The organism is Providencia sp. Je.9.19 (assembly GCF_051129765.1).
GTDB lineage: Bacteria > Pseudomonadota > Gammaproteobacteria > Enterobacterales > Enterobacteriaceae > Providencia.
The window spans coordinates 162075-188071 of sequence record NZ_JBCPSS010000001.1; the positions used below are offsets into that span (position 1 = coordinate 162075).

Sequence of the window (25997 nt, forward strand, 5' to 3'; positions counted from 1 at the left end):
CTGAATGAAAGTAAAAGTATCGCTGTTAAGAGGAAATTACCTTCATTTAAAGGTCTTATTTATCGAATTTTAGTTATAAATTTTTTTATGTTGCTCATGGGGAATAAAGACCAAAATATGATTGGTTTACCAACGAAAGCCAGTATGATGAAAGCTATTAAGCAGTAAAAATATTTAGAGGAAAAAATGTACTCACAAAGAAAAGCAGAATTATTCTTAGTGCTGACAACTATGATTGCCGCTTGGGGGTGGGTTTTTTCTCGTGAAGCTGTACAAGGAATGCCAATATTTGCTTTTTTAGGAACGCGATTTTTACTTGCTGCAATTATTTTATTACCGTTTTGTCGGGGTAAAGCAAATAAAGTTAGCCGCAAACAACTGCCTAAAATTGTGATGACGGGCGGTTGGATGGCACTAAATCTCGTATTATGGATCCATGCAGTTGCTATTACAGATTCATTAGGGGAAGGGGCTTTTATTATGAGCCTTGCTATGCTTTTTGTTCCTTTAGTGGCTTGGGTTATTCTTAAAAGCAAGCCAAGCCGATATTTTTGGGAAGCTTTACCTGTTGCGATTTTAGGGTTGGCGTGTCTAACTCTTTTTAAGGCTCAATTAGAATTTAAAGCTAGTCAATTATGGTTTCTTGGTGCAGCTATTGTTCAGGCGATTTATTTTTGCTACACCAGTTTATATACTCGCAGTGTCCCTATTCTACCTTTGACTGCGATGCAACTTGCCTGTACTGGAGTTGTTGGCTTAGTGTTATCGGCATTTTTAGAACAATGGCCTACAAATTTAACTACTCCTACAATTATGTGGTTTATTGCTAGTGTCGTTATAGCAACAAGCTTACGTTTTGTTTTGCAACTTATTGGCCAAAAAAATACGACTGCGGCTAATGCTGCAATTATTATGATTTTAGAGCCCGTGATGACTGTATTTGTAGCTGCTATTTGGTATCACGAAAGAATGCCATTTATTCAGATTGTTGGCTGTATTCTTATATTATTGGCACTTTTTTATTATCGCTGGCGTTCTTTTAATTCATCGTCTAAATAAGATGAGTTTGAAAAATAAGTGACAGGTAGCAGATTTTTTATATTAAAGACGCTATTATTAATAACATGGCATTGTGGTAGGGATATTAATCTTAATATGATGTTTTTATTTTAGATATTAAGATTAATGGTATTTCAAACATAATAAATACCCTAAATAATTTGAGTTGTAGTGAGTAAAGCGTGGTTTTTCACTTCACTGCTTAGTGACAACTTGAAGCATAAAGGGAGAATAGGCGTAAAATGAAAAAAATTGCACTAGTATTGGGTATGGCAGGTTTAATGACAGTTTTATCCGCATGTTCAGATGAAAAGTCAGAAATTGCAGAGTATAAAACCAATTTTGTAAACACTTGCGTTGTTGCATCAGGTAACCCACAGGGTGAAACTGCTAACGCTGTGACCGCAATCTGTGGTTGTGCCTATGATAAAACCATTGAAAAATATGGCTTAAAAGAATTTAAACGTATGGATAGTGAGTTGGCTAAATCAGGTACTGCGGTTCCGGAATTTCAGCAGTCTATGATTGAATTTGTTCAACAATGTTCACAAAATTCACGTTAATAGAATTAAATACTTGAATATTTAATTTTTAAATTAGTTCAATTTAAACCGCAGCTTGCACTATTGAAAGGCTGCGGTTTTTATTTGTAGTTATTTAAATAAATTTTTAAATTGATGAGGAGCGCTACGTAAATATTGTGGTGCGACTTCAATTTGTTGATTGAGTACGGTTGCTGCACGCCATGGCCAGCGAGGCTCAAATAATATTCCTCGACCAATTGCGATAAAGTCGGCTTGGTGTGTGGCAATAATGGCTTCAGCTTGAAGAGGTTCGGTAATTAAACCGACCGCAATTACGGGCATCATGGTTTGCTCATGAATAGCTTGCGCTAGAGGTACTTGGTAATTAGGGCTTAATGGTATTTTTTGTTTGTCACAAAGACCACCAGAGGATACATGAACATAATCACAACCTAATTCTTCAAGTGATGTACTTAGCTCAATTGATTCAGGAACATCCCAGCCACCGTCAATCCAGTCTGTTGCTGAAATACGCACACCCACGGCAATATTAGGATCAATGGCTTCTCTTATTTCCTGATATACATCAAGTAATAAACGGCTACGGTTTACAAAGCTACCGCCATATTCATCTTGTCGCTTATTGGATATTGGTGATAAGAATTCATGCAATAAATATCCATGGGCTGCATGGATTTCGATTACATCAAATCCTGCTTGTTCTGCACGTTTAGCTGCGTCCACAAATTGTTGTTTTACTTCTAAGATTTCATCGACACTTAGTTCACGAGGAGGATGATTCTGTGCGAAAGAAAGCGCTGTAGGGGAAACTGTTTGCCAGCCATTTTTATCTGTAGCACTTAAGCTTTTGCCGCCAAACCAAGGTAAGTCGGTCGATGCTTTTCTACCTGCGTGGGCAATTTGGATACCAAGGCGTGTATCTGAAAACTGTTTGATACCCGTTAGCATCTTTTGCATCTCAGTCATTTGTTGATCGTTCCATATTCCTAAATCTTTATAGGTAATACGGCCAGCAGGTGTGATCGCACTGGCTTCCACGATGACTAGCGCAGCTCCTGATAACGCTAAGTTCATGTAGTGTGCATGATGCCAAGCAGTTGGCATTCCCTCGTCCGCAGAATATTGGCACATAGGGGGAATAATAATTCTATTTTTTAATAATACCTGACCAACAGACGCCGAGGAAAAAAGGTGACTCATTGTGTATTCCTTATCTGTAGATTTTAATAATTTCTTAAGTATACAAATTTTGATGAGTTTTTTTTGTGAGAAGGTGTGATATTTGATAGTTATTGTCTTTTTTCACTGAGTAGCAGATAAAAAATGCAAGTAGTTAAGTCTAAATTTGAGAAAAATAGCAAAAAGTATAATTTTCTGTGTGTTGTTATCGTATATCATGCATTTTAGCTAAAATAAAATAGAAAAAATAAAATAATGTAGATAGTAATATTAAACAGGCACTGATAATCCAAGTGTTAATAATTAAAATAATAATAACCAAATCTAAATGGTGCTAATAATCACTAATGGTTTTAATGGTGCTAATAGCGTTTTAAACTGTTTTTTTATTTTAAAGGGTGATTTAAGTAATTGTAAATGACATGTTGCCATCGCAAAAAAATAAATTTCATCTTGCATGATTGTTGATAGGTTTATATAAGAAGAAATTGATATTTAACGAAAATAGAGTTTTACGATTTTAGTGTCCTGATGTCTAAAAGTAAGACATGTTGGATGTAAGTACTATTTTTAAAATCAATTCACCTGAAAAATATAATTCTAATAAGGAAGATAAATGTGTTGACGATTATTGGTATTTTAATCATTGTATCGATTGTGACTTTATTAATGATGGGGAAAGCAAGCCCTATTATTGCAATGTCTTGTATTCCATTTATCGGTGCCTTAGCCGCCGGTTATTCAATTCCAGAAATTTCCGTTTTCTTTGAGAGCGGTATTAATAAAGTTTCAAAAGTGGCAGCCATGTTTCTATTTGCCATTTTATTCTTTAGTTTAATGAAAGACCTTCATATTTTTGATCCACTGATCCGTATAATGGTTAAAATGACTCGAGGAAATGTCATTGTTGTTTGCATCATGACAACTTTGATTGCTGGGGTTGTACATTTAGATGGTTCGGGTGCGGCAACTTTTCTTATTATTATCCCAGCATTACTTCCGTTATATCGCCAGTTGGGTATGAGCCCTTATTTGATGTTGTTATTGATGTGCGCCAGTATGGGGATCATGAATATGGTGCCGTGGGGAGGCCCGCTAGGTCGAGCTTCTGCGGTAACAGGGATTGACGCATCCGTGCTGTGGCAGGGATTAATTCCGGTTCAAATTATTGGTATGGCTGGCGCAGTGGGGTTTGCTGCGATAATGGGAATACGAGAGAAAAGGCGGATTGCTGCCGCGGCGCAAAAAGGAACAACACCGTATCAAATGGATTCATTATTACCGCTCAGTGATGAAACAGCTGATTTGACCGATGTTATTCACAAACCTAAAAAACCACTGATTAATGGTGGTCTGATCATTGCTTCAGTTATCTGTTTAGCATTTGGATTATTATCAGCGCCTTATGTATTTATGATAGCGTTATCGATCGCGCTGTTAGTTAACTACCCGAATCCTAAAGACCAAATGAAAGTGCTATCGCAACATGCTCCGCAAGCCTTAGGAATGGTGGCAATCATTTTAGCCGCAGGGGCATTTTTGGGTATTCTATCTGACGGTGGGATGCTTAAATCTATCGCAACGGATTTAACGGCAATCTTACCTACTGAATGGATTTCAAAAATTCATATTTTCGTCGGTATACTCGGCGTCCCGATGGATATTTTCACCAGTACAGATGCCTATTATTTCGCACTGTTACCAATTATTCAGCAAATCGCGGCAACAGCAGGGGTGGACCCATCAGCGGTCGTATACGCCATGGCAATAGGCAATAACGCAGGGACATTTGTAAGCCCATTTTCTCCTGCTGCGTGGTTAGCAATGGGACTAGCAGGAATTGATATGGGAAGGCATTTGCGTTATTCGTTTGGATGGATTTGGGTGTTTAGCTTTTTTACACTGGCTGTCGGTGCTTTCCTCGGCCTCTACTAACTTACTCGTTTTTGCTCGTTGTCTTTCAAACCGCAGCGTTGTTGGCTGCGGTCTTTCACCCTAGTCACATAGTTACCTATGCTCCCAGGGATGAAATCACTTGCCGCCTAGCTGCAATTTGAAATCCTTAGAGCAAATATTGCAATGTGAGAAAGCTGAAAACTGAAAACTAAGAAATAAGAAATCATAAGCTGAAAAAGTAATTTATGGGGTTAGTTGCTAAGATGAATAATGTTTATCGGATAATTGATATTTTGATTGTTGGTTAAGTGTGGGATTATTCAGGGATTAGAGAGATGCAGATAATCTGTAACTTACCATCACTGATAAGGATGTTTCATGCGCCGGCCGTTATCGACATATCACCCAATACTTTATTGGCTACGGGTTCGGCAAAAACGATTTGTTCGCAGGCTACATTGGACATTTTCAACTAGGCAATATGCCCGAAAACGAGATGCACAGCGCTTGGAATATCGCTATAACAAGCACACGTCTAAACTTATTCGTAAATTGGGTAACTCAGATTTAAAACTTCAACATAATAAAGTGATTAACCTACGAATTGCTTCTGATGCTATGAATGGCATTGTTATTAGGCCGAAGGAATATTTCTCTTTTTGCCGCTTAGTGGGTAAGCCAAGTGTAAAACGAGGTTTTGTTGAAGGAATGGAATTGTCATTTGGTGAAGCGCGATCAGGTATTGGCGGCGGAATTTGTCAGCTTAGTAATTTAATTCACTGGATGATATTACATTCACCATTACAAGTGGTTGAGCGGGCAAATCATAGTTTTGATCCTTTCCCCGATGAAGGGCGGGTACTGCCATTTGGCTCAGGAGCCGCTATCTTCTATAACTATATTGATTTGGTTTTTTACAATCCAACTGAAACGACATTTCAACTGATTTTTAATATAGCAGAGCATCAACTTGAAGGTGAATTGTTGTGCTCAGCACCTCGCGGTGTTAAATATCATATTCATCAGCAAAATCATAAATTCACACGAAAAAATGGTGTGGTTTATCGTCATAATGAAATTTGGCAAAAAGTGACGACAAAAGGGCAGGAACCCACTACGTTGCAAGATAAGTGCTTATATCGCAATAAGGTAGTTGTAAAATATCCTCTTGATGACAACCAAATTAGTACTGAATAGATTGAAACGAATGTCAAATTAGGAATAAATTGATAGCCTTTCTCTTGACTATTGGTCTAAAATCTTCTCGATTTATTATTTCTTACTGTTTTTATTAAAAAACAAGCTTAAAGAGGCCGTAGCTCGGAACCAATATGTAATACCAACACTTGATTTCTCAATAATTCAACAAGCAAATCTTGCATAAGGTTTGTTGTTATTCCTATTTATGTAGAGAAAGCATAATGAATATGCAATCAAGAAAGTATGGTAGAACGTATCACTATCCGTTCTCACCCGGTACCACTAGTGACGATCGTATTAATCACGATTGGTGGTCACACATCCAAAATATTGAACAACTTGTTCATACTGAAAAACTTGATGGTGAAAATAATTGTCTGAATCGTCATGGCGTTTTTGCACGCTCTCATGGAGCACCTACGCAATCAGCGTGGAGTCAACAAATTCGCCAACGGTGGCAATTAATTAAAAACGATTTAGCGGATATTGAGCTATTTGGCGAAAACCTGTACGCGATACATTCCATTGAATATCAACATATTGAAGATTATTTCTATGTGTTTGCCGTTAGGCAGGGTAACTATTGGTTAAGCTGGGAAGAAGTGAAATTTTACGCAGCATTATTTGATTTTCCTACGGTACCACAGCTTACGCTTTCAATTGATAAACAGTTAGGTAAGCAAGAATACACAGGCTTATTAATGGATGCGGCATCATTAGATAGTCAATTCATTGCTAAAGATACTCATACAGGGAAAGCTTGTAGCATGGAAGGTATCGTTACTCGTGATAGCCAAGGCTTTCACGTGGATAATTTTATACAACATATCTTTAAATATGTACGCAAAAACCATGTGAAAACAGATATTCACTGGAAACGCAATTGGCAGCGTGCGCCACTTGCGTTTGAACGCCAAGGAGGTCACTAATGACTTGGCAATTAATGGATAAACCTAGCTGGTTACACCTTGAGGCACAATTTGATTTTGTTCGTGATATGCAAGCTGTACCTCAAGATAGCCAACATCATGCGGAAGGTAATGTGGCTATTCATACCCAAATGGTATTAGCGGCCCTAGTGAATTTACCTGAATATCAACAGCTTCCATTATTACAGCAAAATATTGTTTGGGCAGCGGCATTATTACACGATGTAGAAAAACGCAGTACGACACGAGAAGATGAAAATGGACGCATTATCTCTCCGGGACACGCTAAAAAAGGGGAGTTATCCGCGAGAAACATTCTTTTTCGACAAGCAGAAACACCATTTGCTATTCGTGAGAAAATTGCGGCACTTGTACGTTTTCATGGTTTACCATTATGGTTAATGGAAAAACCGGATCCAGAGCGGACATTATTTGCCGCCTCGTTACGCGTTGAAATGTCACTTTTATGTCTGTTAGCGAAAGCGGATGCGATTGGTCGAATATGTGAAGATCAGGGCGAGTTACTTTCCCGTATTGAGCTATTTGAACTTTTTTGTCGTGAAAACGGCTGCTGGGATCAACCAAAACAATTTGCTTCGTTAGCAGGACGTTTTAGTTATTTTCATTATCAACGTGGCACAACGGATTACGCACCTTTTGAAGAGCAAGGCAGTGAAGTGATTATGTTATGTGGCTTGCCAGGGATGGGTAAAGATCATTTTATTCAGAAGTTTTATCCGCAAACTTCAATGGTATGCCTTGATGATATTCGGCGGACGCACAAAATAAGTCCCACAGATAAAAACGCACAAGGATGGGTGGCTCAGCAAGGGAAGGATCAGGCAAAAATATTGTTGCGCGATAAACAAGATTTTATCTGGAATGCAACCTCATTAAGCGCTTCTTTAAGAGAACGAATGGTGAGTTTGTTTGCTCGTTATCAAGCAAAAATCCATTTGGTGTATCTTGAAGTACCTTACAAACAGTGGATGCAGCAAAATCGTCAGCGACAATATGCGGTACCTGATAATGCTATTGCACGAATGGCAGGTAAGCTCGAAGTACCAACGCCAGATGAAGCTCATCAGGTTTCGTATTATATTAATGGAGAATTCGTTACTTTATTTAAATAACAATAATGAATTGCTGAATTATTTGGCGAGTAGAGTGAATCGAGTATAGAAAAGTGAGAATAGCCTGTCTTGAATCTATTGAATAAGAGAAAATAGACAGGCTATTTATTGGTAATAAATTAAGGCACAAACACATCACCAACAAGCAATTTTCGAGCTGTTCGGATAATAGACGCTTGTACCCCTTCAGGGAAATTTCCCTTTTGAGTCAGAGATACCTCAAATTTACCGCTTAAATGTTCTATTGATATATTTTTTGTATCAACAGCCTTGATATCAATATATTGCTGAATAATGCTGTCCGGTAATAGTACTCCCATAGCAATGGCAATCGCGCCTGTAACCGCCAATGCGCCATGGCATTTATGAGGCATGAAATAACGCACATTAATGGTGCCACCATTGATGGCGGGAGAAACTAAAATCGGTTTTGGGATCACTTTTTTACTGACATCACCGAGACCCATCGCAATGCCAGCTTGCAATCGAATACTTTCAACTTGCTGCATAAATGCTTTGTCTGCTTCAAGCTCAGCGGCAGTTTCATATCCGGTTTTATTTAACTGAGGGGCATCAATTAAAACGACAGGAACGGCCATATCAATACAACTCACATCGATACCATCAATAGAATCAATGACGTTACCAGTGGGTAATAATTTACCTGTTTTTGAGCCACAAGCATTTAGAAATGTTAGCGCTATTGGCGCAGAGCGACCAGGTACACTGGCAATCTCAGTCTCACCATCATATCGAACTTTACCATCAGGGGTTTGAACAGTGGAATAAACAAAAGTATCAGTATTTATATTGCGAATTCGAACCGTTGTTAAATCACCTGAAGTAGAAACTAAGCCTTGTTCAATAGCGAAAGGCCCAACAGCGCACAGCATATTACCGCAATTAGGCGCTGTATCGACAATACGCTCAGTAACCGCCACCTGTGCAAATAGATAATCAACATCAGCATCAGGATGAGTTGACTGACTAATAATCGCCACTTTACTTGTTTGCGGGCTACCACCGCCAATACCGTCAATTTGTAACGGATGGCCAGAACCCATAATGGCTAAAATAAGCTCATCACGTTCTTTAATATTATTAGGTAAAGAGTCAGCGAGTAGGAAGACACCTTTTGAGGTGCCGCCGCGCATTAAGGTGCAAGGAATTTTTTTCATAGTGTCCTTATTACTCTTCATATTTCAAGCTGTGGCGTTGTTGGCTGCGCTTGCTAACCCTAAGTCACATACTTATGTATGCTCCTAGGGATTAGCGTCACTTGCCGCCTAGCCACAACTCGAACTATTTTGAGTAGGTTACTTATTCTATTTCAAGCTGTGGCGTTGTTGGCTGCGCTTGCTAACCCTAGTCACATACTTATGTATGCTCCTAGGGATTAGCGTCACTTGCCGCCTAGCCACAACTCGAACTATTTTGAGTAGGCTACTTATTCTATTTCAAGCTGTGGCGTTGTTGGCTGCGCTTGCTAACCCTAGTCACTTGCCGCCTAGCCACAACTCGAACTATTTTGAGTAGGTTACTTATTCTATTTCAAGCTGTGGCGTTAATTTTGAAAGTAATAATCGCTTAGCAAGAAATAATACTGTATTTAAATGGGGTACAATTTTTACATTGCACCCCATTAGGAATATTTAGTGGGTAATTAAATGCGAAGGCATTAAATCAAGCCTGTATTGATTAGAATTTCCCACCAACCCAAGCCGATAGTCATATGCACTAACAAACTTAAGAAAGCGATGATCCCACCAATAATCCACCAAGAACGAATATCGTTATAACCTGCACCGAATACGATTGGAGCTGCAGCGCCTCCGTAATGGGTTAAGCTACCGCCATAGGCATTGGAGAATAATAAGCCTAGTGCTAACAGCATCGGAGGTGCACCTGCAACCATACCTACGGTAGCAAATACAGGTACCATTGCGGCGACATATGCACCGCCAGAGGCGAATAGGTAGCGTATCGCGACACTGATAAACATGATGACAAAGAACGCCAACATGGTTTGATCGCCAAAGGAAAGGTGTTGTCCCATGACATCAGCTAGCCATTTGAAAAAGCCTGCTTTAGTCAAAACACCGGACATTCCGATGATACCGCCATACCAAATCAGCGTATTCCAGCCACCTTTATTTTTTAATACGTCATCCCAAGTGACAACACCAAGAATTAGCGTTAATGCCATGACACCGATAGCCACGCTTGAGGCGCTAACACCGACTTTATCTGCAAATATCCAGCCTGCTAGTGCAATAATAAAGATAAGAGCGAGCAGCTTTTCACGGATAGTCATTGGGCCTAAGTCACTAAGACCTTTTGCGGCGATTTCTTTGTTATTGACCTTTTTTAACTCAGGTGGATAGAGTTTATAAATAATCAATGGCGTTAAAATAAGCATGATTAAGCCAGGTACTGATGCCGCTAAAGCCCAGCCGCCCCAACTTAAGTGAATACCCATAATGTCCGTCATCATAGCCAATGCTAAAGCATTCGGTGCCATTGCTGTTAAAAACATATAGCTGGTGGTTTTCGTCACCATATAAACGTTAACTAACAAGTAATGACCTGCTTTGCGGGGGCTTTTTTCAGGATCTGAGCCAAGCGCTACCGCCACACTATTAATGATAGGAAAAACAATCCCACCCGCACGAGCTGTATTTGACGGTGTTGCTGGGGCTATGATTAAGTCAAGTAAAGCTGTGACATATCCTAGTCCTAGAGTTGTTCCGCCTAATTTACCAATGAGGATATAGGAGAGTCTTTTACCAAGGCCTGTAATAACAAACGCAGCACTCAGTGTAAATGCAGCAAATACCAACCATGTGGTACCGGATGCATAACCACTTAATACTTCACCCGCTTTAACTTCTTTGGTACCGGTTACGCCAATAATAATGGCACTAGCAGCGATGGTTGCTAACAAAATAACTGGTTCTGAATAAGGTTTTAATACCAGCCCAACAATTGCGGCAAGGTAAAGACCAAATAACAGCCAAGCAATATGAGGCAATCCTGCTGGTGTTGGTATTAAGGCGATAATTATTGGAATTGCTATTAGGAGCAATAGTTTCCATATCTTATCTTTTTGCATAGGCCAATTTCCTTGATTTATATACCGGTCAACTTTTAAATATTAGGAAGTAGCTTTAGTTGCTATTTTCTACTCATTTAAATTGTTTAGGGTATAAACTTTTAATATTATGAATTTGTTAAACTGTATATCCGGGATATAGCTGTATCTTGAATAGAGATAATATTTTTAATGTTTATCATCTTTATTCGAGTTTTTCGGATATGTCATAAATTCTTTAAAACAATAATCGGCAATAAATTTAAATATAATTTTGATGTCTATTTTTATAACGGGTTCTATCGATTTATTTATTATCCCTGTGTTAATTAATGTTTAAATTATTGGTTGTATTTGATCTATTTTGATAAATATCAGAACACGGTAGTCGGGCAAAAAACCAAGTCAAAATTAATAAATCGGCACTGCCGCCGGGACTGAGATTTTTATTAATACATTGTTGGTCAAACTGTTTTATTTTTACTAAATCTGCGGGTTGATTAATCCCTGTTTGTAGTAGCTTAGCTGCTTGCTGTTTTATCCACGCTAAACCTTGCATACCGCCACGATTGGCTATATTGGTATCGTCATTAATTTTCATTAGTAAAATTAGCGTGTTTAATAAGGCAATATGTTGTGTTTTTCCTGATGCAAGTTGCTGTAAATAATAAGGAAGTGAATGGTTAATCACTAATTGATAGCCGCCCTCAGCTTCACCCCTTGCTCCCGTTAACCCAAAATGCTGATATAAACGTTGTCCAGCAGTAGGTTTATCGGTGGGTTGTTTTAATTCAGTACAAATACCGTGGCACATAGCCGCAACTAATTGACAAATCGCGTTGGGAGAAACCCTTTGTTGTAAAGCGAATAACCTACCAATTGCCGTCAGCACTAATCCGAGTGAAAAAATCGTACCCTTATGGGTATTGACACCTTGAGTTGCACGGAACATCGATTTTTCACAATCTATACCGATAGTTCTAATTTTAGGTAGGACTTGCTCGATAGCTAAATCTTTGTAATTAGCACCTGCTTGTAAAAATTGTGGAAAATGTTTTGCAATCGCCTTGGCGCTTAAATGAAAATCAGTGAGCGCCATATCTTTGTGCGCCCCGGTGTTGTGCTTGTCCACCAGTCCCGGTTTTGGGGTTAAATTCACTTCAGCTAACATGGCTTGCCAGCCGAGCAGGCTATAATGGTGAATGATATCTTCATTGAGCGTATTAGACTGTTTAATAAGTTGTAGGCGCATTGGCTAACTCCTCGATTCGATTCAGGATTTCGCTTAGCGGATGTGTGCGTAAACGAGCACACACTTTGGCTTCATTATCACAAATTAAACAGCTTCTTGAGGTCTGATTTAATTGACTACGTGAATACTGTTGTCCTTGTGCATCAAAAACATCAAAATCCCACAGTCTGCCGATTGGTGATAACTCTTCCGCTTCAATTAAGGCTTTTTTGACGAGATTTGCGTCTGCATCAACGGCAACAAAACATTCAGGACCTGTTTTTAAAGCAAAAGATTGTTGTGATAAAAGTACCCACTGCCTGCATAAAGCAACTTGTTTAAGCGCATTTAACCCTTGATTAAAGATGTGTCTAACCAGATGACTGTCTTTGACAGCCCCCGGGAAAACAACGGTAAATGAAATCAAGGTTACCTGGTGGAGACCAATCCATTGCTGTTGGCGAGCTTGACGGGTATCACGACTCGCCAGCAAATCAGGTAAAGAAATTTCAAATTGCTCTTTAGTATCAGGCAGTGGGCAAAACATGAACTACTCCTTAATTTGATGTACAACATCAATAACAGAGCCATCGCGATAACGGACAACAGCGACAACTTTATCTGTAAATTCAATTGGATTAGGTTCACCAGTGAGTAATTGAGCCCGTTCACGCAGCCAACTCATTGAAACAGTTTTAATACCTTGGCTTTCAAGTTGTTGCTTCAATTCAGGGCGAGCAGGGTTGACAGTGATACCATGGTCAGTGACTAAAATATCGATGCTCGAACCTGGTGTGACACAAGTGATAACTTCATCGACTAAGGTTGGAATACGTCCACGTACTAAAGGTGCAACAATAATGGAAAGTTTCGCGGCAACTGCCGTATCACTGTGGCCACCAGATGCACCACGGATCACACCGTCAGAACCTGTTAATACATTGACGTTAAAGCGAGTATCAATTTCCAACGCACTTAATATCACCACATCTAGCATATCAACCGAGGCCCCTTTGGAGTCAAAGCAGGCATACTGATTGGCGCTAATTTCAATGTGATTAGGATTACGTGCTAGCGATTCAGCGGCTGCACGGTCAAAACTCTGCACATCTAACAACTTACGAATAAGTCCTTTTTCATGCAAATCGACAATTGTTGACGTGATACCACCGAGAGCAAAACCAGCTTGAATATTATGGCGTCTCATTTTGTCTTCGAGGAAGCGCGTTACCGCGAGTGAAGCGCCACCTGTCCCGGTTTGCAGTGAAAAACCATCTTTGAAATAACCTGATTTTTCAATTACATCTGCCGCAGTACGTGCGATCAACAATTCTCTTGGGTTTGATGTCATACGCGTTGCATCGGCACCAATTTTGTCGGCGTCACCTACACGTTTGACTTTCACTATGTAGTCAACTTCATCTTGTTTAATGCTTGATGGGTTATGGGGATAAGCTAATAACTCTTCTGTTAACATCACCACTTTTTTGGCTGTTTCAGCATCAATTTTAGCGTAACCAAGAGAACCGCAGCTTGCATTGCCAGTGTAACCGTTGGCATTACCGTACTCATCACAAGATGGTACACCGATAAACGCCACATCGATATTTAACTCGCCGTTATGAACTAAGTTGGCACGTCCACCGTGTGAATGGATTTGCACCGGCTCATCAAGTTCTCCGCGAGAAATGGCTTCAGCTAACGGGCCACGAATGCCTGATGTATAGATTTTACGAATAACACCATGGCGAATATGTTCAACAAGCGGTGAGTGGCAACCACTTAATGAGCTAGAGGCTAAAGTTAGGTTGCGAAATCCCATTTCGGCAATCACTTGCATGACCATATTTACCGTGAGATCGCCACCCCTAAACGCATGGTGAAATGAAATTGTCATACCATCTTTAAGGCCTGAGCGACGTATAGCCACTTGCAGGTCATCACAAAGTTTGCGATTTCTTGGTTTTTGAACCTGCTGTTGCACTTTGCCAATATCTTTAAATGCACGCAATAGCTCATCAGTTTTAGGTTCTAAGTAGGCTGATACGCGCGCCTGACGCTGTGTAGTATTTGTCATTTTCTTTGCCTCACTCTTCCCGAATACCTGATAATGCCGCGCGTGATAATACAAGTCGGGCTCTGTCAATAACTGGGCCATCAACCATTTTCCCGTTTAGGGAAACGACGCCTTTGCCTTCGAGGGCAGCGGCATCAGCAGCATCAACAACACGTTGTGCATGGTCGACTTCTTTTTGAGTTGGTGCATAAAGATTATGAAGTAACTCGATTTGTCGTGGATTAATTAATGATTTGCCATCAAAGCCGAGCTGTTTAATGAGCGCGGCTTCTTTGAGGAAACCTTCTTCATTATTGGCATCAGAATAGACAGTATCAAAGGCTTGGATACCGGCTGAACGAGCGGCTTGTAAAATGGCGCACCGAGCATAGAGGAGTTCGATGCCGTCTGGAGACCGCTCGGTGCGCAAATTGCGGACATAGTCCTCGGCACCTAATGCGATGCCAATAAGTCGTGCTGATGAATGGGCGATATTTACAGCTTGAGTGATCCCCATTGGTGATTCTATGGCTGCAAGAAGTCCAGTACTTCCTTCTTCACGGCCACAGCTTTTTTCAATACGTAATATTTCACTTTCAATATCAATGACATCTTGTGCAGTATCAGTTTTTGGTAAGCGAACGATATCAGCACCGCCGCGTACGACAGCTTCGAGATCGGCAACCCCAAAAGCAGAATCAAGAGCGTTAACGCGCACAATCGTTTCTATGTCTTGATATAAAGGGTGTTGAAGTGCATGGTAAACCAAGCAGCGTGCGGTATCTTTTTCACGCAAGGTTACCGAGTCTTCTAGGTCAAACATCAACGCATCAGCTTTATAAATAAAGGAATTACTGAGCATTGCTGCATTTGAACCAGGCACAAATAACATACTTCTGCGTGTGCGTGTTTTTCTTTCTGGAGTCATTATTTGTTCTCCCAAGGCAGATATTCAACGTCACAAGCACGAGCAAGTAAGGCTTCAAGGCGTGCTTTGAGAACACACTCTAATGCGCCTTTATCATCAACTATAATCTGTGCACCTTGGATATTGTGTTGATTAACAAGCTCAAGCACGATGCCATGAATTGCATCACCAAACTGTTTTTCGACGCTACTACTTATTTGAATAGAAACCTCTGGTGTATCTTCTAAAGGTTCTATTCGTACCATGACATCACTTGATTCAAGTGTGCCGGCAACTGCTGCGTGTCGTATTTTCATCATTCACCTATCACTAATTCGGAACTTTCGATGCGGTTTATCGTAGAAGGTACTTGGGAAGCCAACATGTCTTGTAAATATTGATAAGTGGCTTCGGGCACAATCGACTTAATCGCCGCAAGATCTTTTTTAGCGAGCAGTCTTCGAACTTGCGAGGCGGAGACCGCCGTGCCATCAATGACCATTCGCTGCAATTCAACGAGTTCAATAGGAGGGAAATTCATCTCTTTCGTTTCAAGCCAAAAGCGCATGTCTTGGTTATATTGATTAGTGACTTGGCAAAAAGGCTCAGAACCTACGAATCTATGGGTAATTCCCAACGCTGGAGCAATATATTGACGAAAAATCTTAATATCGATCTCGGTGTAACAGTTGTTGGCGACGGTTTTATCTTTAATAAAGTAGCAAGGGAATGTGGCACGAGAAATAATATATTCAGATCCTTTATGGATAGTTAAATTCTCTATACCTTTAGTGCCTGCTTCGATAAGATTGAGTCTCACGTTATAAGGAAAGCGTGAGGTATCTTCTTTAACGACAAATAAATGTAGCCAATCACAGGCTTTTGCTGCTTGTTCTATTAAATAGCGGTGGCCGAGTGTAAAAGGATTCGCATTCATGACAATAGAGCCAATTCTTTTTCCTGGTTTGCGTTGTTCTTTTAAGCTTTGTAAATAACGTTTTAAGTAACAACAACTATTTTCCATTAAAACCATGATATTAGGAACGGTGGCTATCGTATGAAATCCACATTGTTGAAATAGGCTTTCATTTTGAAATTTAGTATAAATAAATAAATGTGTAGTATTATTCTCATAAGCGAGATTAACTAATTCAGTCGCTAATTTTAATGCAAGACCTTCACCACGAGCGTCATCGCTAATTGCAACGCATTTAATTACGTTTTTAGCTAGTCCTCCGCAAGCAATTAATTTATCGCTGCGAGTTATGGTAATGAAAACGTCGATACTTGCATCAAGTTCTAAATCGTTTTCCTTTAAAAACTGAGTTATTTCAGCAAGTTTTCTGTTCTCATGACGTTTCACCTGATTAAACGTTATGTTTTCGAACATATTAGTATCCTGCATCTCTTTTAGAGATGTTTTTAAAATGTTGCTAATGTTAAAGTTAATTAAATAAATATTTTTTGAATTTTCTTATAATTAAATTCTAAGTTTTTATTTAATTATCCTTTTCAATATTAATATTAAAGCTACTGTATTTAATATACTTGACCTATTTCATGTTTCTAAAATGAGTTTGTATTTGTTTAATGGTTTTAAAGTTTTTAATTATCTTATATGGGGTTTATTTCGTGGTTTTAATGCGTTTAATTATTAATATGTGTATTATGATTTGGGTGTCAGTTTATTTTCTTGGTTAATCTATCATTTTTGTTTTAACAAAAATTTTACTTTTCAGTCAGTAACGAGATTAAAAATGAAAAAAGAGTATCAGCTTCCTACATTAAAAAAAGTAAACTCGATTTCATTTTCGGTCCGAGTTTTTTTCCTTCTATTAGTTGTCTCGTTATTTTTGACGTTAGGGCTCGGAAAATATTTTACGGATACGGCTGAAAACCGGCTAATGGCAAACATTCGTTCTTTGGCTATGAATCAAGCAAAATTGATTGCATCGATGGATGGCGTGATTGAATCCGTGAAGAAAAGAGATATCCTCCAATTAAAAATCATTGCAGATAAGCTTAATCAAGACTCAGATTATGACTATGTAGTAATTGGCGATGAAAACTCAATGCGTTTATATCACCCCAATAGTTCTAAAGTGGGTTATAAGATGCAATGGAATAAGCCGGGTGCTCTGGAAAATGGTGAAAGTTATTTTATTGGCGGTGAGGGTTCGATTGGTAATGCGATGCGCGCTAAAACTCCTATCTACGATGAAAATGAGAAAGTTATTGGCGTTGTATCGATTGGTTATCTAACCAATAAAATTGATACATCACGTAGTGAATTATTTGTTCAGACCGTTGCGACTTTTTTTGGTGTTTTAGTGATACTGCTATTTTTATCGTGGGCATTTACACGTTTAATTCAGCGTCAGATGCTGGGTATGGAACCCGATCAAATAGCACAGTTAGTCTTAGTTCAAAAAGGTATCTTTGAAGCGGTCTTTGAAGGAATTATTGCGGTTAATTATGATGGCAAGATTATTAATATCAATCATAATGCGAGAAAAATGCTTTCATTGAGTGAGCCGGTAGGGCAACTTATAGGTAAATCTATTTCTGAGCATATTTCACCAGCTGAATTTTTTACGAAAGATATCTCAACTACTAAGCATGATATTTTATGTGAGTTTAATGGATTAAATGTGATTGCTAATCGAATTGCTATTCGTGATGGCGATCAATTAATTGGTGCGGTGATCAGCTTTCGCAGTCAAAACGATATTGAATCATTGAATTCCCAACTGACACAAGTTCGTCAATATGTGGAAAATTTGCGAACGCTACGCCATGAACACCTTAATTGGATGTCGACGCTAAGTGGTCTTTTACAAATGAAAGAGTATGACCAAGCTTTGGCGCTGATTAAGGGTGAGTCTGAATCTCAACAGCAATTAATCGATTCGTTGAGAGAGCAATTTTCAGATAAACAAGTGGCCGGCTTATTATTTGGCAAATACCACAGGGCGAAAGAACTTGGTTTACAACTTATTTTTACGCCCGGAAGCCAATTACGTTCATTACCTGATTCATTAAACAGTACCGAATTTTGTGCAATTTTAGGTAACTTACTGGATAACGCATTTGAAGCCAGTTTAAAAATTAATAGTGGTAATAAACAAGTTGAATTATATCTCTCAGATGAAGGACCGAATATTGTGATTGAAGTTGCCGACCAAGGATGTGGCTTTCCTCAAGAAATCCAAAGTAAGTGGTTTGAAAGGGGTATTACGACGAAAAGTGAATCTGAAGATGGCCATGGTATCGGACTTTATTTGGTTTCATCCTACGTGAACAGATGCAACGGTGAGGTTATTATTGAAGAAAATCAACCTCATGGTACAGTGTTCTCTATATTTATTCCGAAAGTGAAGATACAAAATGATTAAGATAAAAATCCTCATTGTGGAAGATGAATTACTTCTTGCAGAAATGCATGCAGAGTATATCAAAGCTTATCCCGCGTGCGACAAGGTTTGGGTAGCAGGAAACCTAGCTGAAGCCAGACGAATGATTGAATATATGAAACCTGATTTAATTTTATTAGACAATTATTTACCTGACGGTAAAGGGATTGATCTCGTTCATGAGTTGATTCAGGAAAGAAATACTGCTGATATTGTCTTTACAACAGCGGCAAGCGATATGGAAACCGTTTCAGAGGCGATCCGTTTAGGCGTCTTTGATTATTTGGTGAAACCTATTGCTTATGAAAGGCTCGGACAAACTTTAGATAGATTTATACAGCGCCGATCTGTATTACAAACCAAGAGCAAAACAAGCCAAAGTCAAATTGACGATATGTTCAATACCTATGCCCGAGGTGAAGCTAAAGAAGAGCTGCCAACGGGCATTGATGCGCTGACGCTAGATAAAGTACTCGCGCTTTTTACACAAGCAGGGGCACAATACACAGCAGAAACCATCGCAGAAACCATCAAGTTAAGTCGCACAACGGCTAGACGCTACTTAGAGTATTGTTTGGCTCAAAATAAGATTGAAGCCGAGATAGAGTATGGAAAGGTGGGGCGGCCTCAACGCGTTTACCGAAAATCCTCTTCATAGTTTAAATTGTAGGGGTGTTGGCTTCATACGCTAACCCTAGTCACATACTTATGTATGCTCCTAGGGATTAGCTTTATTTGCCGCCTACCTACAATCTAAACTATTTAGAGGATTAATTATTAAATTAATTACGGATAGAGTGCAGATATTCTGATTGTAGCTTGGCCTATTTCTGTTTTTTAAATGAGTGTTTTTGCATTCATTCATAGACCTAGGCTTAGCGTATCTATGCCTTAACTTATTTAGAGGGGTATAGGATTAGTTAATTACCTTTAATTTGTAGGGGTGTTGGCTCATACGCTAACCCTAGTCACATACTTATGTATACTCCAGGGCTTAGCTTTATTCGCCGCCTACCTACAATCTAAACTATTTAGAGGATTAATTATCTTTAAAAGATATACAGATCTTCTGATAGTGCCTGAGCTATTTCTTTTGATTTTCTAAAATCAGTACCTTTTTTTGCGCGCGTTCATTCCCTTGGGCTGCTGCTAGCTTGTACCAGCGCAAAGCTTTATTATCATCTTGTGTTACGCCCATTCCATATTGATAACATGCACCGCTTGCATATTGTGCATCGGCGCTGCCTTGTTGGGCTGCTTTAATAAACCAATGACATGCTTTTGCTTGATCAGCTGAAACACCATCGCCACGTGCATAAATTAAAGCTAAATTAAATTGAGCGGAGGCTTCACCTTTTTCGGCGGCAAGAGTTAGCCACTTAATGGCTGACTTTGTATCTTTCTTAACACCTTGCCCGTAGAGATATAGCATCCCTAAACTATTTTGGGCGGGTGAAAAATTTAAATTTGCGGAGCGAGTAAAATATTGGAAAGCAAGAGGGTAGTCTACCTTATTATACATTCCGGTTGCTGCTTGATAACCTAGCAAATATAAAGCTTGAGGATGATCTTTTTGTGCAAGGGATAGATATATTTTTTCAGCTTTCTTAGGGTCCTCTGTGACTGCGGTTCCTTTTTCATACCAATACGCCAAAGTAATTAATGCCGCAGGGAAATCTTGTTGTGCTGCTTTTTGTAACCAATTTTCTGCTTGCTGTGGATCCTTCGCTAAAATCTTATCAATACCATTTAAAGTATATTCTGCCATATTCATTTGGCCTATTGGGTCACCTGCTTCTGCGGCTGTTTGCATCCAATACAGCATCAATTTATTGTCTTTAGCTATGCCTGTACCTTGTTGATACATAAGAGCAAGATTGATTTGTGCTTTAGTGAAACCTTGAGCCGCAGCTAATCCATACCATTTTAGTGCATCCTCAAATTGACGATTTGATTGATAAAACATCGCTAAATTAAATTGGGCTTCTGCTTTTCCTGTTTTAGTCAGTGTGAGTAAACTTTGTTCATCCGTTAGGGGGAGGGAAGTTTTCGCATAGGCTAAATGAATGAATACACTGCCTATGAGTAGCAGTGAGATAATTATTTTTTTCACTTTTATTCCTTTCAGCCGTATTTTTGTAAATGCATTATAATGATAGGTTATCCTGTTGTTTTCATTCATGCAATCATCAAACAGGAATCAATATTTTTCCGTATAATTTAGCAAAATTGTTATCTTTATTATTTTTTTCTAAGAAAAAGTGTAAAAAAAATAAAAAAAGATGAACCTTCTGGGGAATATGAATGTCTTATTAGTAACTATATTATTGTTTGCTTGCGTAAACATTCATATATTTACCCTCATCATTCATTTCTTTACACGAAGTAATGTAATAATGCAGCTACGTAGTGATAGTTTGAAAGATCCTTTAGTAGTATGCATTATGCCCAGTTCATTTTCTGGGCTTTTTTTTATCAAAAATTTGATATTCCCCCATTTTATTATCCAATCTAACGTAAATGACTAACTATTCATGCTAAATGAATAGTGGAGATAATCACAATCAGTGATGGTTATCTTATCTAATAATAATTTCAAGGTACTATTTTCTACATATTCCCTCTTTGTGTTATTTAGGGACATCCTTGGGGCTGAAATTAAATTCATTAAATAAAAACGTACTGTTATTATTTCAATATAGAATAATATTCTTAACAATCGTTGAACATCTGATTAATTAGTGGTCGATAATAATGTTGTTATTTTGTGAAATATTGAAGTTAATAACGATTAAAATCTATTCATCCAGTAATTAACACTAGCTAATTCTTTATTTTTGGTGCATAAATAACGTATATTGAATAATGGATTGATAGGTCATTAGCGGTTTATATTCCTGTTAATGTTGAATAATTAATCAATTATACTTTAACTCATTGAATTTAATGTTCGTGATTCATAAACAATATTCACATACTGTTTTATTTGTTTTGAGGTCAGGGAATGATACTCCTCCTACCGAAAGTGAATCTTTCAGACTTTTAATTCTTGAGATCATAACAATGCGAGAGCGCAAATAGCGTTCCGTGGTTTTTTTGCATATGTACAGGTTGTACTAGAGGTAACTTGTGTCCACAACTAACAATAACAAAGAGGAAATAAGTCTTAACGCGTTTAAGCAACCTCGCTCATTCTATCTCATCTTTTCTATCGAACTCTGGGAGCGTTTTGGTTATTACGGTCTTCAGGGAATACTTCCAATTTATCTTAGCCAAGTGCTGGGAATGTCTGAAACAGAATCGATTACACTGTTCGCTGCATTTTCTGCTCTAGTTTATGGTTTTGTTGCGATTGGTGGTTGGTTAGGAGACAAAGTTCTTGGCACCAAGCGTGCGATTGTTCTTGGAACCATTGTCTTAATTGCGGGGTATGCATTTGTTGCCTACTCAGACCATGATGTGTCAATGGTGTATTTAGGCTTAGCAACAATAGCTGTGGGTAACGGTTTATTTAAAGCTAATCCCTCTTCATTATTGTCTACTTGTTATGATAAAGATGATCCCCGTCTGGACGGTGCATTTACTATGTACTATATGTCTGTCAATATCGGTTCATTCTTCTCAATGATAGCAACCCCTTGGTTGGCAAAACATTACGGTTGGGATGTCGCATTCTCTCTTAGTGTTGTCGGCCTCATCATTACACTTATTAACTTCTTTATGTGTAAAAAGTGGGTTTCTCAGCATGGCTCTAAACCTGATTTTGAACCAGTCGTTATTTCGAAATTGTTGGCTACAATCGTTGGTGTGGTTGCACTAATCGCACTTTCAAATTGGTTGCTTTATAACCTCGGTGTTGCTCGTACTGCATTGGCGATCATTTCATTAGGTATTTTAGTTATTTTTATCAAAGAAACATTGGCGTTAACGGGCTTGGCTCGTCGTCGAATGATAGTTGCATTGATTTTAATGCTTGAAGCGATAGTGTTCTTTGTTTTATATAGCCAGATGCCGACTTCTCTAAACTTCTTTGCTTTACATAATGTTGAGCATGATGTGTTAGGATTTGCCATTGAGCCTGCTCAGTATCAAGCGTTAAATCCATTGTGGATTATGATTGGTAGCCCAATATTAGCTGCTATTTATAATAAGATGGGCGATAACTTACCGATGCCGCATAAGTTTGCTATTGGTATGGTACTTTGTTCTGCAGCATTCTTGGTTCTCCCTTTAGGTGCTAAGTTTGCTAATGAAGCGGGTATTGTTTCCGTAGAATGGCTGGTTATTTGTTATGGTTTCCAAAGCATCGGTGAATTGATGATCTCTGGTTTAGGCCTCGCAATGGTAGCACAATTGGTACCACAGCGTTTGATGGGCTTTATTATGGGCGCATGGTTCTTAACTAACTCGGCTGCGGCCTTTATTGCCGGTTATGTTGCATCCCTAGCGGCTGCACCACAAGGTGAGATAACTAGTAAAATAGAATCATTAGCGGTTTACAGTGATGTATTCTTAAAAATTGGTATTGCAACGGGTGTGATCGCCATTATTATGGTCTTTACCGCACCGATGTTAAACCGTATGACACTTGAGCGTTAATTTTTCGCTCGAATGACATAATAATAAAAGGGCTGATTTAGCCCTTTTATTATATTTAGCCTATTTCGATATTCAAATTAATTAAATTCATTTAGTTAACCGAATTCAGCGTTTATTTACGACACTTCTATATTCATTTCTATGTACCTCCGTTGTCTGTCACAACGACTTGGTACTTTTCGAATCAGGCAGATAAAAAGACTATTTAAAGTGGCGGTTATTGATAATTTTTAATGAGCGGTTATGGCCACTAACTAAAATAGTATTCGATGTACGGCTATAGTCATCGTGAGAAATTCCCCCCATAAGCACGGTTGATGTAATCGCGGTGGCAGAAAATATAACGTCAGAAGTACTTACCATCATATCGAGGGATAAAATTTCGCCAATTTCAATCCCCATTTGCTTACAACGTAAGGTTTCTTGTAACGCAAGTTGCTTGTTTTGCTCGCTGTCGCCTTTAGCCTGATCGCGAGAAATTAATCTTGCTTGCATATCGCCACCTAGAGCACGTGCAATAGCCGCACTGATAATGCCCTCAGGTGCGCCACCAGTACCATACATCATATCAATTGGATGCTCTGGTAAGATAGTTAGCAATGATGCCAGCACATCGCCGTCAGGAATAGTGATAACGTTTGCACCAAAATTTCGAATGGTTTTGATGATATGTTGATGGCGTGGTTTATCTAACACTGCAATAGATAAGCTTGAAATAGGTTTATTTAAAGCAGTAGAAAGAAATTCAAGATTTTTTTCTAACGGATTTGCCAGATGTACAGCACCTTTAGCTGCTGCACCGACTACTATTTTTTCCATATACATGTCGGGAGCTTGTAATAGTGTACCTGCAGGCGCAGCGGCCAGTACAGCAATCGCGTTTTGCTCATTACAGGCAACCATACGGGTTCCATCAATGGGGTCTACGGCTATATCTAAATGCTGATTTCCGGATTGTTTTCCGACTTGTTCGCCAATATAGAGCATAGGCGCGTCATCAATCTCTCCTTCACCAATAACAATTTTTCCATGAAAATCAATTTCATTAAGGCGATTACGCATTGCCTCTACAGCTGCTTTATCAGCTGCATTTTTGTCTTGTTTTCCTATCCAATCAAAAGCTGCAATGGCAGCAACTTCGGTAACTGATGCGATAGCAGAAGCTAATTCATCGCTAATTTTCATTTTTAATTTATTTCCCAGATGTATAAAAAGTAAGAATTTGACACCATGATACTTTTTTTGTGATCTGTCTTGCAAATATTAGGTGGATTAATCAGCGTAAATAAGGGGAATAAAATAGAGCTGGAGGGGAAATAAAAAGAATAGGGCAGATTATCGTTAATCTGCCCTTAAAAAATTAAAGCATTTCGACGATCGTAATACCGCCAATAATAGAAATTAATGCGGCTAAGGTACTGAGTAATACAGTTCCTGCCGAGGTTTCTGTATAGGCTTTATTACTAATCGCCAATGCAGGAACTGCTGTTGCTGTGGGTAATACACCGATAATAAATGCCGCTTTTAATAAGTCATCTTGGAGTCCAAGGGCAAGACCTGTGCCAAGTATTAATGCGGCTTGCACAAAGTTTTTAATGAAGACGTTAAAAATAATTTCCGCATTAATTTTTAATTTAATACCTGATAGAAGTAACCCAAGGAAAAACAGTGCCACACCACCTGCGGTTTTACCTAATTCATTAACTGAATTTTGTAATATTTCAGGTAATTTAATGCCACAAATTGCGAGAATTGCGCCAAGAACAGGTAAAAAGACTAAGGGTTGAGCAATCGCTTTTCCGATAGATTTTATAATGCTATTTCCCTGTTGCGTACCACTTATCATTAACAAGGTGAATGGAATAATGATAACGGTGTAAATAAGGTTACCTAACACCATGGCAATCAAACCAGATGATCCTACCGTTGCTAATAGCACGGGTGGCCCACAGTAAGCCATGTCGGGAAATGAAACGGATAACGCTTGCATGGCTGCATCTTTTTTATCGTGATGGAAAAAAACTTTCCCTACAATAAAACCAATCACATAAGAAACAATTAAACCTACAGCTAAAGCCAACAAGTAATCGATATTAAGTAATACATCCGGTGGCGCTTGAGCTGCCGCTAAAAATAAAGCAAAAGGTAATGCAATTTTGACAACAAAATCTGCGAATGCTTGAGAGTACTCTCTTTTAATAAAACCATACTTACCTGAAAGCCATCCTACAGCTAAACCCAGAACAATAGGGCCAAGTGCAGCTAGTATTATGTGTAGTAGCATAAGTCCTCTTTACGGCATAGTCTTTTTACGAGCTAGATTATATATTTGTATTTTTACGGCTGTTTTTTTCGCTTAAATACACTTTTGGTTCCATTAGAACTGAATATATAAATATCATAATCATGATAAAAAACACTAACTATCTCTCTATTTTTAAACAAAATTAATTATTATCTAAATACGAGCATCGAAAAAATAATATTAATAATATCCTATAAAAGAATATATAAATTTTAGCGGTGTTAAATAGCTATTAAGCTTTTTCTGAGTTTTTTAATTTTTAAGGTAAGCGATGATACAAAGATATAAACTCATCTTTATTTGATACTCTTGTGGGGAGTTGAATTGGTGGGGCAATAATTATTTTGTAACAGTTTATTACATTGAGTTGGCAAGGGCATCAATGCTATCTACACTAGCGTTTACCACTGAGAGTGAGTGTTAGCCGTATTCTTAGTTACGAATTTCATTATGA

21 protein-coding genes are annotated in these 25997 nt (G+C 38.6%); 9 read left to right on the forward strand and 12 right to left on the reverse strand.

The window, feature by feature from the left end; genetic code table 11:
* The first annotated feature begins 186 nt into the window (after positions 1-186).
* Together AAZR93_RS00790 and AAZR93_RS00795 are read left to right on the forward strand one after the other, a co-directional pair.
* Positions 187-1059, forward strand: coding sequence for a DMT family transporter (locus tag AAZR93_RS00790; RefSeq protein ID WP_294107697.1), 873 nt, complete (start codon positions 187-189; stop codon positions 1057-1059).
* 242 nt (positions 1060-1301) lie between these two features.
* Positions 1302-1622: a hypothetical protein gene (locus AAZR93_RS00795; RefSeq protein ID WP_294349568.1), complete on the forward strand. Its 321-nt coding sequence runs from the start codon at positions 1302-1304 to the stop codon at positions 1620-1622.
* 90 nt (positions 1623-1712) lie between these two features.
* Here the strand turns inward: AAZR93_RS00795 and AAZR93_RS00800 are convergent, their stop codons facing one another.
* Positions 1713-2804, reverse strand: coding sequence for an NADH:flavin oxidoreductase/NADH oxidase (locus AAZR93_RS00800; RefSeq protein ID WP_294107693.1), 1092 nt, complete (start codon positions 2802-2804; stop codon positions 1713-1715).
* A 597-nt stretch (positions 2805-3401) separates the two neighbouring features.
* On the opposite strand from AAZR93_RS00800, the gene AAZR93_RS00805 reads away from it, so the two are divergent.
* The 4 genes from AAZR93_RS00805 to AAZR93_RS00820 all read left to right on the forward strand — a co-directional run bounded on the left by AAZR93_RS00805 (position 3402) and on the right by AAZR93_RS00820 (position 7941).
* The gene (locus AAZR93_RS00805; RefSeq protein WP_294107691.1) at positions 3402-4718 is read left to right on the forward strand and encodes a CitMHS family transporter; all 1317 of its coding nucleotides are present in this window, start codon (positions 3402-3404) and stop codon (positions 4716-4718) included.
* A gap of 339 nt (positions 4719-5057) precedes the next feature.
* On the forward strand, positions 5058-5876 hold the full coding sequence (locus tag AAZR93_RS00810; protein ID WP_434718688.1) for a VanW family protein: 819 nt from the start codon (positions 5058-5060) through the stop codon (positions 5874-5876).
* Positions 5877-6100: 224 nt separating this feature from the next.
* Entirely contained in the window at positions 6101-6808 is a 708-nt protein-coding gene (locus tag AAZR93_RS00815; protein WP_294107687.1) for an RNA ligase family protein, read from the forward strand.
* Entirely contained in the window at positions 6808-7941 is a 1134-nt protein-coding gene (locus tag AAZR93_RS00820) for an AAA family ATPase (RefSeq protein ID WP_434718689.1), read from the forward strand. The genes AAZR93_RS00815 and AAZR93_RS00820 overlap by 1 nt, the downstream gene beginning before the upstream one ends.
* A 119-nt stretch (positions 7942-8060) precedes the next feature.
* On the opposite strand, the gene AAZR93_RS00825 is transcribed toward AAZR93_RS00820, so the two are convergent.
* The 8 genes from AAZR93_RS00825 to citC all read right to left on the reverse strand — a co-directional run bounded on the left by AAZR93_RS00825 (position 8061) and on the right by citC (position 16616).
* Positions 8061-9119, reverse strand: a complete 1059-nt coding sequence (locus AAZR93_RS00825; RefSeq protein ID WP_434718690.1) for a 4-oxalomesaconate tautomerase — start codon at positions 9117-9119, stop codon at positions 8061-8063.
* Positions 9120-9619: 500 nt separating this feature from the next.
* The gene (locus AAZR93_RS00830; RefSeq protein WP_294107683.1) at positions 9620-11053 is read right to left on the reverse strand and encodes an anion permease; all 1434 of its coding nucleotides are present in this window, start codon (positions 11051-11053) and stop codon (positions 9620-9622) included.
* Positions 11054-11357: 304 nt separating this feature from the next.
* Positions 11358-12284 (reverse strand): triphosphoribosyl-dephospho-CoA synthase CitG, encoded by a 927-nt coding sequence (citG, locus tag AAZR93_RS00835; RefSeq protein ID WP_434718691.1) that lies wholly within the window; start codon positions 12282-12284, stop codon positions 11358-11360.
* Complete coding sequence (citX, locus tag AAZR93_RS00840; RefSeq protein WP_336430840.1) at positions 12265-12810, reverse strand: citrate lyase holo-[acyl-carrier protein] synthase; 546 nt, start codon at positions 12808-12810, stop codon at positions 12265-12267. Before citX ends, citG begins: the two co-directional genes overlap by 20 nt.
* Before the next feature lie 3 nt (positions 12811-12813).
* Positions 12814-14340: a citrate lyase subunit alpha gene (citF, locus tag AAZR93_RS00845; protein WP_434718692.1), complete on the reverse strand. Its 1527-nt coding sequence runs from the start codon at positions 14338-14340 to the stop codon at positions 12814-12816.
* A gap of 10 nt (positions 14341-14350) precedes the next feature.
* Positions 14351-15247, reverse strand: coding sequence for a citrate (pro-3S)-lyase subunit beta (gene citE / locus AAZR93_RS00850; protein ID WP_434718693.1), 897 nt, complete (start codon positions 15245-15247; stop codon positions 14351-14353).
* The gene (citD, locus tag AAZR93_RS00855) at positions 15247-15543 is read right to left on the reverse strand and encodes a citrate lyase acyl carrier protein (RefSeq protein ID WP_294107675.1); all 297 of its coding nucleotides are present in this window, start codon (positions 15541-15543) and stop codon (positions 15247-15249) included. The genes citE and citD overlap by 1 nt, the downstream gene beginning before the upstream one ends.
* Complete coding sequence (gene citC, locus AAZR93_RS00860) at positions 15543-16616, reverse strand: [citrate (pro-3S)-lyase] ligase (RefSeq protein WP_294107673.1); 1074 nt, start codon at positions 16614-16616, stop codon at positions 15543-15545. Before citC ends, citD begins: the two co-directional genes overlap by 1 nt.
* A gap of 367 nt (positions 16617-16983) precedes the next feature.
* Between citC and dpiB the strand changes: the two genes are divergently transcribed.
* Both dpiB and dpiA read left to right on the forward strand, forming a co-directional pair.
* A complete protein-coding gene (gene dpiB / locus AAZR93_RS00865; RefSeq protein ID WP_294107672.1) occupies positions 16984-18621 on the forward strand; it encodes a sensor histidine kinase DpiB in 1638 nt (545 codons plus the stop codon).
* The gene (gene dpiA, locus AAZR93_RS00870) at positions 18614-19297 is read left to right on the forward strand and encodes a two-component response regulator DpiA (RefSeq protein ID WP_294107671.1); all 684 of its coding nucleotides are present in this window, start codon (positions 18614-18616) and stop codon (positions 19295-19297) included. The genes dpiB and dpiA overlap by 8 nt, the downstream gene beginning before the upstream one ends.
* A gap of 426 nt (positions 19298-19723) precedes the next feature.
* Here the strand turns inward: dpiA and AAZR93_RS00875 are convergent, their stop codons facing one another.
* A complete protein-coding gene (locus AAZR93_RS00875; protein ID WP_434718694.1) occupies positions 19724-20752 on the reverse strand; it encodes a tetratricopeptide repeat protein in 1029 nt (342 codons plus the stop codon).
* Positions 20753-21768: 1016 nt separating this feature from the next.
* Between AAZR93_RS00875 and dtpA the strand changes: the two genes are divergently transcribed.
* Complete coding sequence (gene dtpA, locus AAZR93_RS00880; protein WP_434718695.1) at positions 21769-23238, forward strand: dipeptide/tripeptide permease DtpA; 1470 nt, start codon at positions 21769-21771, stop codon at positions 23236-23238.
* 201 nt (positions 23239-23439) lie between these two features.
* Here the strand turns inward: dtpA and glpX are convergent, their stop codons facing one another.
* Both glpX and AAZR93_RS00890 read right to left on the reverse strand, forming a co-directional pair.
* A complete protein-coding gene (glpX, locus tag AAZR93_RS00885) occupies positions 23440-24417 on the reverse strand; it encodes a class II fructose-bisphosphatase (RefSeq protein ID WP_294107878.1) in 978 nt (325 codons plus the stop codon).
* 181 nt (positions 24418-24598) lie between these two features.
* The gene (locus tag AAZR93_RS00890) at positions 24599-25522 is read right to left on the reverse strand and encodes an AEC family transporter (protein ID WP_294107665.1); all 924 of its coding nucleotides are present in this window, start codon (positions 25520-25522) and stop codon (positions 24599-24601) included.
* Between the last annotated feature and the right edge of the window lie 475 nt (positions 25523-25997).